Source organism: Pseudomonas sp. McL0111, assembly GCF_052567255.1.
In genome coordinates, this window is record NZ_CP199585.1 from 2,562,501 (window position 1) to 2,577,857 (window position 15,357).

The 15,357-nt window shown below is 58.4% G+C and carries 12 protein-coding genes and 2 rRNA genes (1 of these 14 cut by a window edge); 8 read left to right on the forward strand and 6 right to left on the reverse strand.

Annotation, left to right across the window (positions count from 1 at the left end; translation table 11 throughout):
- The 5 genes from ACTWLJ_RS11705 to ACTWLJ_RS11725 all read left to right on the forward strand — a co-directional run.
- Positions 1–1,710, forward strand: a 23S ribosomal RNA gene (locus tag ACTWLJ_RS11705); it begins 1,184 nt to the left of the window's first position.
- A 150-nt stretch (positions 1,711–1,860) separates the two neighbouring features.
- Positions 1,861–1,976 (forward strand): 5S ribosomal RNA (gene rrf, locus ACTWLJ_RS11710).
- Between the two features lie 148 nt (positions 1,977–2,124).
- On the forward strand, positions 2,125–2,784 hold the full coding sequence (locus ACTWLJ_RS11715) for a paraquat-inducible protein A (RefSeq protein ID WP_401218782.1): 660 nt from the start codon (positions 2,125–2,127) through the stop codon (positions 2,782–2,784).
- The gene (locus ACTWLJ_RS11720) at positions 2,771–3,394 is read left to right on the forward strand and encodes a paraquat-inducible protein A (RefSeq protein WP_445180922.1); all 624 of its coding nucleotides are present in this window, start codon (positions 2,771–2,773) and stop codon (positions 3,392–3,394) included. The genes ACTWLJ_RS11715 and ACTWLJ_RS11720 overlap by 14 nt, the downstream gene beginning before the upstream one ends.
- Positions 3,387–5,690 carry an MlaD family protein gene (locus ACTWLJ_RS11725; protein ID WP_445180923.1) on the forward strand — a complete coding sequence of 768 codons (2,304 nt, stop codon included), beginning with the start codon at positions 3,387–3,389 and terminating at the stop codon, positions 5,688–5,690. Before ACTWLJ_RS11720 ends, ACTWLJ_RS11725 begins: the two co-directional genes overlap by 8 nt.
- A 211-nt stretch (positions 5,691–5,901) precedes the next feature.
- On the opposite strand, the gene mksF is transcribed toward ACTWLJ_RS11725, so the two are convergent.
- From mksF to mksB, 3 genes are read right to left on the reverse strand one after another with little or no spacing between them, the layout of a single operon-like run.
- Positions 5,902–8,742, reverse strand: coding sequence for an Mks condensin complex protein MksF (mksF, locus tag ACTWLJ_RS11730; RefSeq protein WP_445180924.1), 2,841 nt, complete (start codon positions 8,740–8,742; stop codon positions 5,902–5,904).
- A complete protein-coding gene (mksE, locus tag ACTWLJ_RS11735; protein WP_401218793.1) occupies positions 8,739–9,440 on the reverse strand; it encodes an Mks condensin complex protein MksE in 702 nt (233 codons plus the stop codon). Before mksE ends, mksF begins: the two co-directional genes overlap by 4 nt.
- Positions 9,430–10,713, reverse strand: coding sequence for an Mks condensin complex protein MksB (gene mksB / locus ACTWLJ_RS11740; protein WP_401218796.1), 1,284 nt, complete (start codon positions 10,711–10,713; stop codon positions 9,430–9,432). Before mksB ends, mksE begins: the two co-directional genes overlap by 11 nt.
- Before the next feature lie 244 nt (positions 10,714–10,957).
- Here mksB and ACTWLJ_RS11745 point away from each other — a divergent pair, with 244 nt between their 5' ends.
- Both ACTWLJ_RS11745 and rimI read left to right on the forward strand, forming a co-directional pair.
- On the forward strand, positions 10,958–11,704 hold the full coding sequence (locus ACTWLJ_RS11745; RefSeq protein WP_445181347.1) for an energy transducer TonB: 747 nt from the start codon (positions 10,958–10,960) through the stop codon (positions 11,702–11,704).
- Positions 11,697–12,149: a ribosomal protein S18-alanine N-acetyltransferase gene (rimI, locus tag ACTWLJ_RS11750; RefSeq protein ID WP_445180925.1), complete on the forward strand. Its 453-nt coding sequence runs from the start codon at positions 11,697–11,699 to the stop codon at positions 12,147–12,149. The genes ACTWLJ_RS11745 and rimI overlap by 8 nt, the downstream gene beginning before the upstream one ends.
- Before the next feature lie 101 nt (positions 12,150–12,250).
- Here the strand turns inward: rimI and ACTWLJ_RS11755 are convergent, their stop codons facing one another.
- Complete coding sequence (locus ACTWLJ_RS11755; protein WP_445180926.1) at positions 12,251–12,655, reverse strand: serine kinase/phosphatase; 405 nt, start codon at positions 12,653–12,655, stop codon at positions 12,251–12,253.
- Between the two features lie 142 nt (positions 12,656–12,797).
- Here ACTWLJ_RS11755 and can point away from each other — a divergent pair, with 142 nt between their 5' ends.
- Positions 12,798–13,442 (forward strand): carbonate dehydratase, encoded by a 645-nt coding sequence (gene can, locus ACTWLJ_RS11760; protein ID WP_401218803.1) that lies wholly within the window; start codon positions 12,798–12,800, stop codon positions 13,440–13,442.
- Positions 13,443–13,460: 18 nt separating this feature from the next.
- On the opposite strand, the gene ACTWLJ_RS11765 is transcribed toward can, so the two are convergent.
- On the reverse strand, positions 13,461–13,979 hold the full coding sequence (locus ACTWLJ_RS11765; protein WP_445180927.1) for an SET domain-containing protein-lysine N-methyltransferase: 519 nt from the start codon (positions 13,977–13,979) through the stop codon (positions 13,461–13,463).
- Between the two features lie 182 nt (positions 13,980–14,161).
- Positions 14,162–15,349, reverse strand: coding sequence for a hypothetical protein (locus ACTWLJ_RS11770; RefSeq protein WP_445180928.1), 1,188 nt, complete (start codon positions 15,347–15,349; stop codon positions 14,162–14,164).
- Between the last annotated feature and the right edge of the window lie 8 nt (positions 15,350–15,357).

Below are 15,357 nucleotides of genomic sequence, written 5' to 3' on the forward strand. Positions count from 1 at the left end.
GCGTTCTGTAAGCCTGTGAAGGTGAGTTGAGAAGCTTGCTGGAGGTATCAGAAGTGCGAATGCTGACATGAGTAACGACAATGGGTGTGAAAAACACCCACGCCGAAAGACCAAGGTTTCCTGCGCAACGTTAATCGACGCAGGGTTAGTCGGTCCCTAAGGCGAGGCTGAAAAGCGTAGTCGATGGAAAACAGGTTAATATTCCTGTACTTCTGGTTATTGCGATGGAGGGACGGAGAAGGCTAGGCCAGCTTGGCGTTGGTTGTCCAAGTTTAAGGTGGTAGGCTGGAATCTTAGGTAAATCCGGGATTCTAAGGCCGAGAGCTGATGACGAGTCATCTTTTAGATGACGAAGTGGTTGATGCCATGCTTCCAAGAAAAGCTTCTAAGCTTCAGGTAACCAGGAACCGTACCCCAAACCGACACAGGTGGTTGGGTAGAGAATACCAAGGCGCTTGAGAGAACTCGGGTGAAGGAACTAGGCAAAATGGCACCGTAACTTCGGGAGAAGGTGCGCCGGTGAGGGTGAAGGACTTGCTCCGTAAGCTCATGCCGGTCGAAGATACCAGGCCGCTGCGACTGTTTATTAAAAACACAGCACTCTGCAAACACGAAAGTGGACGTATAGGGTGTGACGCCTGCCCGGTGCCGGAAGGTTAATTGATGGGGTTAGCTAACGCGAAGCTCTTGATCGAAGCCCCGGTAAACGGCGGCCGTAACTATAACGGTCCTAAGGTAGCGAAATTCCTTGTCGGGTAAGTTCCGACCTGCACGAATGGCGTAACGATGGCGGCGCTGTCTCCACCCGAGACTCAGTGAAATTGAAATCGCTGTGAAGATGCAGTGTATCCGCGGCTAGACGGAAAGACCCCGTGAACCTTTACTATAGCTTTGCACTGGACTTTGAATTTGCTTGTGTAGGATAGGTGGGAGGCTTTGAAGCGTGGACGCCAGTCTGCGTGGAGCCAACCTTGAAATACCACCCTGGCAACTTTGAGGTTCTAACTCAGGTCCGTTATCCGGATCGAGGACAGTGTATGGTGGGTAGTTTGACTGGGGCGGTCTCCTCCTAAAGAGTAACGGAGGAGTACGAAGGTGCGCTCAGACCGGTCGGAAATCGGTCGTAGAGTATAAAGGCAAAAGCGCGCTTGACTGCGAGACAGACACGTCGAGCAGGTACGAAAGTAGGTCTTAGTGATCCGGTGGTTCTGTATGGAAGGGCCATCGCTCAACGGATAAAAGGTACTCCGGGGATAACAGGCTGATACCGCCCAAGAGTTCATATCGACGGCGGTGTTTGGCACCTCGATGTCGGCTCATCACATCCTGGGGCTGAAGCCGGTCCCAAGGGTATGGCTGTTCGCCATTTAAAGTGGTACGCGAGCTGGGTTTAGAACGTCGTGAGACAGTTCGGTCCCTATCTGCCGTGGACGTTTGAGATTTGAGAGGGGCTGCTCCTAGTACGAGAGGACCGGAGTGGACGAACCTCTGGTGTTCCGGTTGTCACGCCAGTGGCATTGCCGGGTAGCTATGTTCGGGAAAGATAACCGCTGAAAGCATCTAAGCGGGAAACTTGCCTCAAGATGAGATCTCACTGGAACCTTGAGTTCCCTGAAGGGCCGTCGAAGACTACGACGTTGATAGGTTGGGTGTGTAAGCGCTGTGAGGCGTTGAGCTAACCAATACTAATTGCCCGTGAGGCTTGACCATATAACACCCAAGCAATTTGCGTCGAAAGGCCAGATTGCGGTGTGTGAAGACGAAATGAACCGAAAGTTCGATCTTGCAAAACACCGAAAGCTATCACATACCCAATTTGCTGAAGCGAGGCCATCTGGTCCCGAGTCAGTACCCGAATTTCTTGACGACCATAGAGCGTTGGAACCACCTGATCCCATCCCGAACTCAGTAGTGAAACGATGCATCGCCGATGGTAGTGTGGGGTTTCCCCATGTGAGAGTAGGTCATCGTCAAGATTAAATTCCGAAACCCCAATTGCGAAAGCAGTTGGGGTTTTGTTTTGCCTGCGAGAAAGTTTTTACTCGTTAAACCGAACAAATTTGCACAGTTATTTTCGAATCAGAACACTAGAATAGCCCCATCTTTTTCGGAGCCAGAGCCTTTATGTCAGATACGGTTGACGCCCCCGGGCTGTCAGATTTACCGCTGGAAGACTTGGTGGCCTGCCACGAGTGCGACCTGCTGATGCGCAAGCCCGAGCTTGCCCACGGCGAGAAAGCCCTGTGCCCGCGTTGCGGTTACGAGCTGTACGCCCATCGACACAACGTCGTGCAGCGTAGTCTCGCCCTAGTCATCGCCGCGCTGTTGCTCTACGTGCCAGCGAACTTTTTACCCATCATGCAGCTCAATGTACTCGGGCAATCGTCGCAGGACACGGTCTGGACCGGCGTTGTCGGGCTATTCAATACCGACATGCAGGGTGTTTCGATCGTTGTATTCCTCTGCAGCATGGCGATTCCCCTGCTCAAACTGCTGTGCCAATTGTTCGTGTTGCTGACGATCCGTTTTGACATCGGCCGCAGTTACGGCCTGCTGCTCTATCGCATTTACCATCACCTCAAGGACTGGGGAATGCTCGAGGTCTACCTCATGGGCGTACTGGTGGCGATCGTCAAACTGGCAGATATGGCAGCGATCACCGTCGGCCTCGGCCTGGTGTGTTTCATCGGCTTGTTGTTGATTCAGGTCTGGCTGGAAGTGGTGATGTCACCGCATCAGATCTGGCAGGCGTTATCTGGAGAGGATGCTCATGCGGGCGATTGATGCGGGCATTCTGATTTGTACCGAATGCCACGAATTGAACAAGCAAGACGCGGACACCGATGAGCAGACCTGCACTCGATGCGGCGCACTGGTGCATGCCCGGCGCCCGAACAGTCTGGCCCGAACCTGGGCGCTGTTGATCACGGCGGCGATTATCTACATTCCCGCCAATGTGTTGCCCATCATGACCGTCAGCTCGTTGGGGCAGGGTGATCCCAGTACCATCATGTCCGGCGTGATTCAGTTGGTCCAGCACGGCATGATTCCAATCGCAGCCGTGGTGTTCATCGCCAGTATTCTGGTGCCGACCTTCAAGTTGGTCGGCATCGCCTTACTGCTGTTTTCGGTGCAAAGGCGTCAGCCATTGTCGGCCCGGCAGCGAATCTGGATGTACCGCTTCATCGAGTTCATTGGCCGTTGGTCGATGCTCGATATATTTGTGATCGCCATTCTGGTGGCGGTCGTCAACTTCGGTCGCTTAGCCAGTGTCGAAGCCAATCTTGGCGCCGTCGCCTTCGCCAGTGTGGTGATTCTGACGATGCTCGCCGCAGTAACTTTTGATCCCCGACTGATTTGGGATAACACGGAGTCGGACGACGACCATGACTGATTTGCCTGTAGCGAAAACCCGACCGGCCTCAAACTGGTCTGCCATCTGGGTACTGCCGCTGATCGCTCTGATCATTGGCGGCTGGCTCGGCTGGCGTGCCTATAACGAAACCGGCATCGAGATTCAGGTGCGCTTTGAAAGCGGTGAAGGCATTCAGGCCAACAAGACCGAGGTCATGTACAAAGGCATGTCGGTCGGTAAGGTGAAGGCGCTGAAACTCGACGACGAAGGCAACTCCAAAGGAGTGATCGCCACGGTCGAGATGAACAAGGACGTCGAGCAATACCTCAAGACCAGTACTCGCTTCTGGCTGGTCAAACCGAGCGTGACGCTGGCCGGTATCACCGGTCTTGAGACTCTGGTTTCGGGTAACTACGTGGCGATCAGTCCCGGCGAAGGCGAGCCGACGCGCAAGTTTAAGGCGCTCGCCGAAGAGCCGCCGCTGTCGGACTCCAAACCCGGTCTGCACCTGACGATCAAGGCCGATCGCCTCGGTTCGCTCAACCGTGGCAGCCCGGTTTTCTATAAGCAGATCAAAGTCGGCCAAGTCAAAAGCTACCTGCTCTCGGAAGACCAGAGCACCGTCGAGCTCAAGGTTTTCATCGAACCGACCTACGCCAAACTGGTGCGCAAACACACACGTTTCTGGAACGCCAGCGGCATCAGCATCGACGCCAATCTGTCCGGTGTGAAAGTGCGTAGCGAGTCCCTCGCCAGCATCGTTGCCGGTGGTATCGCTTTCGCCACGCCGGAGAATCGTAAGGACAGCCCGCCTACCGATCCAAGCCTGCCATTCCGTCTGTATGAGGATTTTGATGCTGCTGCGGCCGGGATTCGGGTGAAGGTCAAACTCAGCGACTTCGAAGGCCTGCAGGCCGGCCGTACGCCGGTGATGTACAAAGGCATTCAGGTCGGCAACATGAAAGCGCTGAAGATCGACCCGGATCTGTCCAGTGCTACCGCAGAATTGACCCTTGATCCGTTGGCCGAAGATTACCTGGTGGACGGCACGCAGTTCTGGGTGGTCAAACCGTCGATTTCCCTGGCCGGTATCACCGGGCTCGAGGCCTTGGTGAAAGGTAACTACATCGCTGTACGTCCGGGTGATAAAGGCGCAGCTCCGAAACGCGAGTTCGAGGCGCGGCCAAAAGCTCCGCCGCTTGATCTGCGTTCGCCGGGTCTGCACCTGGTGCTGTTCACCGATAGCCTCGGCTCGATCGATGTCGGCAGCCCGATTCTGTACAAGCAGGTCAAGGTCGGTTCGGTGCAGAGCTACCAGTTCTCCAAGACCAAAAAACAATTGGTCATCGGTGTGCACATCGAGAAGGAATACGAAAACCTGGTCAATGCTTCAACCCGCTTCTGGAACGTCAGTGGCATCACGCTGACCGGTGGTTTGACCGGCGGCATTCAGGTGAAGAGCGAGTCGTTGCAGACCCTGATGGCCGGCGGCATCGCCTTCGAAACGCCGCAAGCCAAGGCACCTTTGCAGAAACGCATTCCACGCTTCCGCCTGTTCGCCAGCCATGACGACGCCAATCAAAAGGGCGCGGTGGTGACGATCAAGGTTGATCGTGCCGACGGTTTGCGCAGCGGTACGCCGGTACGCTTCAAGGGCCTGGATGTCGGCAAGATCGAAAGCGTTGATCTGACGGACGACCTGCAATCGGTGCTGCTCACTGCGCGTATCACTGAAGTGCCAGAGAAAATCGCCCGGGTCGGCAGTCAGTTCTGGGTGGTCAAACCGGAATTGGGCCTGATCAAGACGTCGAATCTGGAGACGCTGGTAACCGGGCAGTACCTCGAAGTACAACCGGCGGCGAAGAACCTTGGCCCACAGAAGAACTTTGTGGCCCTGGCCAATCCGCCGGAAGTCAGCAAGCAGGAAGCCGGTTTGAGTCTGGTGCTGAGCGCTGCTCGTCGTGGTTCGCTGAAGCCGGGTACGCCAGTCACTTACCGTGAAATCACCGTGGGTAAAGTCACCGGTTATGAACTGGGCCAGACTGCGGATCGGGTATTGGTGCGTATTCTGATTGAGCCGAAATACGCGCCGCTGGTACGCGGTGGTACCCGGTTCTGGAATACCAGCGGTGTCGGTTTCGATATCGGTTTGTTCAAAGGTGTGACGGTGCGTACCGAGTCGCTGGAGACGGTGATTCAGGGCGGCATTGCCTTCGCTACGCCGGATGGCGAGCGCATGGGCAACCCGGCGCGACCGGAGCAGACCTTTGCGCTGTTCGACAAGTTTGAAGACGAATGGCTGACCTGGGCGCCGAAGATTTCACTCGGTAAGTAGTCTGGGAAACAGGTGGCGTCTGTGAGGACGCCTTCGCGGGCAAGCCCGCTCCCACAGTTTTTGTGTTGAATACAAATTTGTGTACGACATCAATCCTTGTGGGAGCGGGCTTGCCCGCGAAGAGTCCCTGTCATTCAGCACAAAATCCCAAGACATAAAAAAGGCCGCGATCCAAACAGATCGCGGCCTTTTTATTTGCATTTAAAACAGATTAAACCGCATCCAGCTCCGGCTCATCGGCTGCAACATTAACCGTAGTCTTCACCTCATCATGACGACGGATGTACTTCCAGTCCGCCTCGTCGATGTAGATGCCGGCCGGGCCGCTGCCGCCTTCCAGGTCGATGGCGACACTGGCGCAGACCTGCGGCTTCACACTCGCCAGAATCGGCACGAAGCCCAGTTGCAGACTGGTTTCCAGCAGGGCTGCCTGGTTTTTCTCGTCGATGTCCGCTGCCTCGTCGAGGTAGTACGGCAAGCGCACGCGGCCAGCGAGGTCGCGATCCATCAAGTGCAGCAACAAGTACATGTTGGTCAGCGCTTTGATGGTCATCGTGGTGCCGTTGGACGCGGCGCCGTCGATGTCGGTGTGAATCACCGGCTGACCGTTGACCTTGGTGATCTCGAACGCCAGTTCGAACAAGTCCTTGAGACCGAGCTGGTTGTGGTTTGCCGCCACCAGCCGTGCCAGATATTCCTTGGCCTCTTCGTTCTTGTTGTCCTGCTCGGCGCTTTGGCTCAGATCGAATACCGACAGGGTTTCGCCTTCTTCGTACTGACCGGCGCTGTGGATAATCTGATCGATGTGCTTGAGCGCTTCCTTGTTCGGCGCGAGGACGATACGGAAGCTTTGCAGGTTGGACACCTGACGCTTGTTGATCTCGCGGTTGAACAGCGCCAACTGGTGCTCGAGGCTGTCGTAGTCGCTGCGGATGTTGCGCAGGGTACGGGCGATGTCGGTCACTGCTGCGCGACGCGCCTTGCCCAGTGTCAGGGCTTCGTCGGTACGGTGCGCGTAAGCGTTGATCAGCAATGATAGACGGCGCTCCATGTCGTCTTCGCTGTCGAACTTGGCCACGCCTTTGAGGCGCACTTGCGCATACAGCGCTTCGATCTGGCCATCGGCACGCAACAGGCCTTGCCAGCTGTCCTGATAGTCGTTGAGCAACGGCAGCAGGTTGTCCATCGAGTCGTCGACCGGGTCCATGAACGGTGTGCCGAACGGCAGGTCTGCCGGCAGCAACTGACGGCGGCGCAAGGCGTCGTCGAGGGTGCGTTGCTTGGCTTCCATGTCGGCGATCTGCCGGCCGACCAGCTGCAGCTTGGCCGACAGTTGCTGGACGCGTTCGGTGAAGGCGTCGCTGGAACATTTGAGTTCGTCCTGTGCGCCTTCCATCTGCGCCAGTTGCTCGAGTTTGTCGCCTTCTTCGGCGCTCAGCGTCTGGGTGCGACGGAAGTCTTCCAGGGCTTTCTGCGCGTCCAGCACTTGCTGATAGAGCGCTTCGGTTTGGGTCTTGCTCGCGGCGCGGTCGGCAGCAACGGCCTGTTGGGTCTTGAGCTGTTTCAGCTCTTTGTCCAGACGCTCTTTCTGATCGCGCAACGCGGCGCGGTCGGCCAGAGCTTGCAGCGCCGGCGGCTCGATGTGCGAGATGTCGATGGACAGGCCCGGCACTTCGAAACGTTCGCCCTTGAAGCCGTCGAGGATCAGCTCAACCGATTTGACCCATTCGCCACCCTCGTCGAGGGTGATGCCGTGTTCGCCCAGCGGCAGGCTGAACAGGGCGCTGTTGAACAGACGCATCAGGCGCTCGACGTCCGGTTGCGAGAACTCTTCGCGCAGTCGGGCGTAGCTGTTGTTGTCGGCGTGATCGAGTTGCAGCTTGACCGACTTCAGGCGTTTTTCCAGATCGCGCAGACGTTCTTCGAGATCTTCGGCGCTGAACTGACGAGATTGCGCCAAGGCACCGGCCAGTTCGTCGTGCGCGTCCTTGGCGGCCAGCAATTGCTGCTCCAGCACTTTGACGTCATCGACCAGCGCGAAGCGATTCTTCAGTACCGACAGCTCACCGAGCCAGCGCTGAATGCCGGAGATTTCCCGCTCCAGACGCATCAGTTCCTGGGTGCCACCGCGCTGATCGTTTTGCAGGCTGTCCTGCTCGCCACGGTAGTGGTCGGCCTGAACGGTCAGCTCTTCCTTGCGCGCACCGGCGTAGTCCGACCAAGTGCCGAGCAACGAGTCGAGCAGTGGCGACAGACGATGCAATTTGCCGCGCAACGCGTCGCGCTGTCGCACGCCGTTGGCCAAGGCTTCAACCAATGGCCCGGCGGCTACCAGCGAGTTGTAGTCCTGTTCCATGCGGCGTACGTCGCGGAACGCTTCTTCGCACGCTGCGATGTAATCGACGCTGCCGGAACGCAGGCTGTGTTCGAAGGCATCGAGGAACAGTTGCTTGAGCTTGGCGGCAGTGATTTCGCGCATGTGCAGCAAGTTGATGAACAGTGCGCGGAAAGTCTTCAGGCTCTGCTCGCTGGTGGAGCGCAGCGGGATCAGCGTCAGGTCCAGCGGGATCGACGTGTGACCGCCAACCAGCAAACGGCGCAGTTCGTCCGGCTTCAGTTCGTAGGCTTTCAGGCCCTCGCGCTCAAGATTGCTGAACAGTTCTTTCTGACGCAGGCAGGTGTCGTTCTTCTGGTAATGCGCCAGATCGAGTTTGCCGGCGTAGGCAAAGAACTGGTGACCGAAACCGCCGCCCGGGCCGCGACCGACCACGCCGATCACATGCGGGCCGTGGGGCAGGTTCACTTCGACGAGGATGTAACTGGTGTCGGAAGCAAAGTAGAAGCGCCGCGATTGTTCGAGGCTGTACTTGCCGAAACTCATGTCCGACATGCGCGCCAGAATCGGGAATTGCAAGGCGTTGATCGAGGCGGATTTACCGAGGTTGTTCGCGCCGTAAACCGATAGCGGTTCTTCCAGCGGGAACAGGCCGAGGCTGTAACCGGCGGTGTTCAAAAGGGCAAAGCGGCGGATGCCGTAGCGTTCCTGGCTCATGCGTCGGACTCCTGTTCTTCGGCAATGGCGCGGGCCAGTGCGTCTTCTTCGCTTTCCTCGTCAAACTCGGTCAAATCGAGCGGATCGTCGGTTTCGAGGAATTTGGCTTCGGCGGCTTCGTCGATCAGCACTGGAGCCGGCAGCGGCAGAACACTGTGTACGCTGGCTGCCAGATCGCGGTCTTGTTGCACCGACAGGCAGACGTCGAGGAAACGGTGCATCGGTGGCAGGAAGCGATACACGCCATTCTCTTCGCCAGCGAAACCGAGCTGGGTCATGCGGCGCATGATTTTTTCTTCGAGCTCTTCAACGGTCTGCACTTCGGCCTGAATAAACAAGTCGCGGTACTTTTCCAGCAGCGATGGCAACTCTTCACGACCGAGGCTACCGCCGTCGAGCACGGCGATCGGATCGCGGCCCTGATCGGCCAGATGCTCGACGAGGATGAAGGTGAACAGCGCCAGACGCTGCGCCGTCTTGTTCACCGCCGCAGCGGCCAGATCCGGTACGAAGTAGTAGAAACCACGGGTGTCGCAGACCAGTTCAAAGCCCAGTGCCTTGAACAGCGTGCGGTACTGATCCTGGAAATTCGACAGTTGCGCGTACAGCTCCGGGTCGCGGCGGCTGACGTGGTAACCCTTGAACAACTCGCGGAAGATCGGCGCGAGTTGGGACAGTTCGGAGAGATCAAGATGCATTGGGAATGCTCGCAGAATTCTCGCTGGTGGTGTCGTCACCAGCCGAGAGCAGGGCGAAGGAGCGCAGGCTGACCTGGTGCTCGTGAGTGTGGTATTCGCGGCGTTCCAGACGCTCGCGCTTGAAGCGTTTTTCCCGCGACAGGCGCGAGAACCAGTAGAGCAATTCGTCGGTGGCGCCGTCCGGTTCCTGCTCCAGCAGCCAGGTCATCAAGTCGGGCATCGGCAGGGCGTCTTCGCAACGCTCGAGCATTTCGCGCACGGTGCGTGGCGCACGCGGGGCCTCGCCAGCCTTTTGCGTCTTGTGCGCCTTGGGGAAACGCGCCGGTTTCGGCTCGAAACGGGCGAGGGCGTAAACGTAGGCCTCGACCTGACTGGCGCTGCCAAGGAAGGTGCTTTGCGGACGGGTGAATAGCGGCATCGCCGCTTGTGGCACCGCATCGATACCTTTACGGCGAATCGCCGACAGCGCCAGCGCGGCGCCACGGGTCACAGCGTTGTGTCGACGCGCTTCTTCACGCAGCGGCAGCAGCAGTTCGCGGGCATGCCGCAGGGTCAGTTGCGCGCTGGTCTGCATTTCGAGGATGCGCGCGTGGGTGCGCAGCAACATGTCGTCATCGACCAGATGGCCAAGGCGCTGCTGTTCGCTGAGCATTTTCAACAATACGGTTTCGACCTTGCGCACGCCTTGTTCGAAGGCGCCGTCGGCGTTCACCAGATCAATCATCGGCTCGACGTATTCGTCCCAGGTCGCCAACACTTCGGCGTAACGCTGGCGCAGCGGAATCTGCCGGTCGCTGGTTTTCGCCCGTTCAGCGACAGCCACCAGTGCCTGTTCGTCGTTATCGAGTTTTTTCAGCACGTCGCGCACGCGCATGTCGAGCAAGCGCAACTGGCGGGCGAGGTCGTGACCGTCGCGGATGTCGAAAGCGTCCTGGATATAACCGGCCAGACGCTCGAGGTGACGCAGATAGGCTTCGATCTCCAGGCACAGGCCCAGACGGTGCTCGCGACGCAGGTAGGCGAGGAAGTCGTGGATCTGCGCATTCAGCTCGAACCGGTTCGGGCTTTTCGCCACGGGAACCAGAATATCGAGGCGAATCCACACATCGAGCAGGCTGGTGATGTCCTGCGGCGTGCTGTCGAGTTGTTGGGCGGCCAGTTGCGTGCGCAGTTCGTTGAGGCTCAGGGTGCCTTGGTCGAAGTGCTCGCACAGTGGCTCCAGAAGTGCCCAGTGTTCAGCGAGGGCGCGCAAGACGCGCTTGGGTTCGATCATCGGAATGGCCGGCTGGTTGGCGATTAAAAGCCGCGATTGTACTGCATCGAAGCCGATGCGATTCACTCTCGGGACGGGCTGTCGCATTCTTTCGATAAAGAGCGAAGGTCAAGGGCATCGATCAAGGCTATCGATCAACAGCAAGCGATCTTGAGCGAAGGGCGGTAGAATCAGCGCACTTTAGTTATCCACAAGTGGCCGACCTTTGCTTATCGAGTCCCGCCGCCGCGCCTATTTGAACGCCATGCAGGTGGTCAACTGGCTGCCGCGCACCGAATTGCCCTTCGCCGCCCCGTCGCGGCCCGAGCTGCTGGAAATGCTCGAGCCCGAGGAACCGGTGCCGGTCGTGCTCGCGCCACGGGCCGAAGCCCCGGTGCAGGCTGCCCCGCGCCCGGTCGAGCGGCCGAAGATCGAAGTGCCACGGCCATCGCTGGCAAGCTCCCGTACTGGCGCCAAACCGGTGGAGGAGGTCGACAACACGCCAGTCGTCGCCAAACCTGCGCCTGTGCCTCCGCCGCGTTTCGCATTGCAATTGCTGCGCGCCGGTCGCTGCCTGCTGCTGGTGGAGTTACCCACAGGTGAATCCTTCCAGACTCGCGACCCGGCTTATCTATTGCTCAAGGACATGCTGCGCGCCGCCGGTCTGCCGGACGCGCCGCAGATTGTCGGCGAGCCAGTACGCTGGCCGTGGCTGAACCGCGGCACCATGGATCAAGGCCCCGAAGCGGCCCGCGACTTTGTGCAGGGTTTCCTCTCGGTACAAATGGAAACCGCACCGTGCGCCTGCCTGTGGCTGATCGGCCTGCCGGCCGTGCGTTTTGCCGGTGAGGCGGACGCCGAGGCATTCAATCGTGAGTTGCAGATCGAAGGTCTGGGCTCGGCCTGGGCCGTCCCCGGTCTGGAATTGTTAATGGAAGAGCCACAGCGCAAAGCCGCTGTGTGGCAAGCCATGCGTCGGCTGATGGCGCGCTGGAAAGAATCGAATGAGTGACGCTGTATCGTTCCGCCCGATGACCGAGGCGGATCTTGACGCTGTGCTGAAGATTGAATTCGCCGCGTATAGCCATCCGTGGACTCGCGGGATTTTTCTCGACGGGCTGGGTAAATACCAAATCTGGTTGATGTTCGACGGTGAGCAGCAGGTTGGTCACGGGGTGGTGCAGATCATTCTCGATGAGGCGCATCTGCTGAACATCACGGTCAAACCGGAGAATCAGGGGCGTGGGCTGGGGCTGGCGTTGCTGGAGCACCTGATGTCCCGAGCTTATGCGGCGCAAGCGCGGGAGTGTTTCCTCGAAGTACGTGACAGCAATACGGCAGCGTTCCGCTTGTATGAGCGCTATGGTTTCAACGAGATTGGCCGGCGCCGCGATTACTACCCGGCGGTGGGTGGGCGTGAAGATGCGGTGGTCATGGCCTGCACTCTGGTTGACTGATCACATTTCAAAAGCATCGCCAGCAGGCTGGCTCCCACATTGGAATGCGTTCCCTGTGGGAGCCAGCCTGCTGGCGATAGCGATCTGATAGGCAATAAAGATCAGCGTTTACCGTCCAGCGGATCACGCCGCGCCATCTCCGCTTCATCCAGGCCATTGCCCCCGCCGATGTCATCTTCATCGACAATGCTCAAATCCCAATCATCCGGTTTGCCTTCGCCGAGTTCATCGGCATCCCGCGCACCGTCTTCATGAATCAGGGTTTCCGGGCTCATGTCGTCGTCGGTTGGCTCATGGTCAGCAACAGAGGCGCCGGTCATGCCCGCTTCACGTACTCGCTCACGGGGCATCAAATGCTCGCGTTCACGCTGCGGCAATTCATCGCCGATTTTCGCGTCAGGCGTTTCGTCGTCGAAATCCAGCTCATGCACCGAACCCATGCGGTCTTCGTTATCATCGATGGGCTCCGGTTGCACCGCATCGTACGGACGTCGTGAATCAGTCATGGCAATTCCTCATACTGTGGGCCTTACTGAAGTGGACTCACTGGGTGCACGAGAAATTCCAACGAAAACATCTGCCGTTTATTCGTGACCCCGACGGGCGGTCGTCTGTCATACCAGCGCATCTTTCTTGAGGCCTTACACCATGCACGACTTACAAGACCTGATTGATAACAACGAGCGCTGGGCTGACGCGATCACCAAGGAAGATCCGGACTTCTTCGCCAAACTGGCGCGCCAGCAGACGCCTGAGTATTTGTGGATTGGCTGCTCCGACGCACGAGTACCGGCCAACGAGATCGTCGGCATGCTGCCGGGCGATCTGTTCGTTCACCGCAACGTTGCCAACGTGGTGCTGCACACCGACCTTAATTGCCTGTCGGTGATCCAGTACGCGGTCGACGTACTCAAGGTCAAACACATTCTGGTTACCGGTCACTATGGCTGCGGCGGTGTACGCGCATCGATGCAGGACCGCCAGCTCGGTCTGATCGATGGCTGGCTGCGTTCGATCCGCGATCTGTATTACGACAAGCGTGATGAACTGGCGAAACTGCCGACCGAAGAAGAGCGCGTCGATCGCCTGTGTGAGCTGAACGTGATCCAGCAAGTGGCCAACGTCGGCCATACCAGCATCGTGCAGAACGCCTGGCATCGCGGGCAGAGCCTGTCGATCCACGGTTGCATCTATGGCATCAAGGACGGTCGCTGGAAAAGTCTGAACGCGACCATCAGCGGATTCGAGCAACTGCCGCCGCAGTACCGTCTGCGCCCGGTCGGTGCGGTGTAACACTGCTTCCAGGGTAGTTCAGCGCCCGCCGCGCCAGCGGTGCAGAAAGCGCTGGCCTTCGGTGCTGGGTGGTTCATCGTAACCGGTGATCCATCCACGACAGCGCGAAGACCCGCAGCCACAGGCAAATTGCTGCGACAGTTTGTCTTCGGTGGCGGCCAGATCCATGGTCAGCCGTTCACCTTTGTGAATATCCCTCAGTGCCCATAACCACAGCTCGCTCATGTCGAGAAACACGTTCGGGTCGCAGGAGTGCTCGAGCAGTCCGCAAAAACGCGGGTCGTAGATATGAATGCCGGCCAGCAATTGCCGGGTATGGCGACAGCGATACGGCAATAATTGCCCGGAGATGCGGCACATCCGCGTGACACGCAAAAACGCTCGACGGGCCACCACACCCGCCGCCGCGTTGGGGCTTTGCTGAACAATCTCGAAATCGATGCTCGATGGAAAACCCAGGCGCACGGGTAGGCCGGCGAAGGGGTAAATCCCGGGCGCGTCTCGTGCGGGATGAGGTTGAAAGGCGTGCTGGTTCATAACGATCCCTGTCGATCGGGCGTTGCGACTTCCAAAGGCTGACGTCCTGTCAGTCCTGCAACACATGTGTTTGGATCCAATGCTCCCCCATAAGAAATACCAGATCTACTGTCATATCTGACAGGCGATATAGACGCTTTCCTGCGTCAGCAAAGACTGACGCAGGAAAGACATGTCACGAATTACAGATGCGGCGCAGGTACATCAGTGTCGGGCAATGGCGCTTGCAGTTGTTTCAACTGCGCCTTGATCGGCGTAGTGGCGCATTTGGCTGCGGCTTGCTCCGGGGTCAGACTGCGAATCGAGGTGTAGAACAGCTCGCAGGTCTTGACCTTCTGCGTCACTTGCCAGGTCTGGGTGCAGCTATTGAGCAGGGTTTTCGGGTCGGTACCCGGTTTGCTGCCCATCCCGGCCTGCCAGCAGGCGGCACTCAAATCCTGGCCCATTACTTTCAAACCGGCGGCATCAGCCTTGGCCTGTGCATCGTCGCCGGTGTAACTCTTCGGATCGGCGGCGTACCAGATGTAGCTCGGGTGGTTGGAGCCCAGCACCGGCACATTCACGCCAGCGCTCGGCGTGATGGTTGCGAGGCCCAGCACGCCCACGGTCGGGCCGTATTGCTGTTTGATCCAGTTACGTACTGGCGCGCCGAACGCCACCATCGGCAAAGTCGTGCCGCTGCTGGTCTGACTGAACTGTTTGACCAGCGTGGTCTGGTAATCCTTGAAGTAGTCGTAGACGCCTTCCAGGTCGCTGCCGGCATTGGATGGCGCGGCAATCGGCGCGATATCGATGATGGTCTGATAGGCCGGCGTTTGATCGGCGGGGATGCCGTTGTCGGTCAGCAGCGTTGCCCAGCGGTCGGTGGTATTGGAGCGCAGGTAATCCTGGGCCTGGGTCAGCGAGTAATCCGGCGGGAAGTGCAATAACTCGACGCTTTTGCGGTTTTCCAGGGCCATGCCCAGCGGCAGGAACAGATACCAGCTGTACGCCCATTTGCCATCGGCATTGAGCTTGCTGGCGCCGGTATAGGCCAGGTCGCCGGCATCCAGCAGCGCTGTCAGCGGTTTGTCGTAGTCTTTCGGAACGCCGCTGATTTCGGCGTAAATCTGGCCGTTATCGTTTTTCACCAACACTTTGGCATTGGTGTAGCCATCGCGCTGCACGCTTTGGCTCAAGTAGTGCGCGACGGTCTGCTCCAGCGTCCAGTTGCGGAAGCAGATCACGCTGCAATTGTTGGGGTAAGCGAAGAGCCGGGTGACGCGTTCGGTGCTGCCCAGTTTCAGATCGACATCGGCGTGGGCGGCCGCGCTCAGTGTGAGCGCGGCGAGGGTAAGTGCTATCGGGGTAAGTCCTGTGAATTTGAACATGCTCAGAT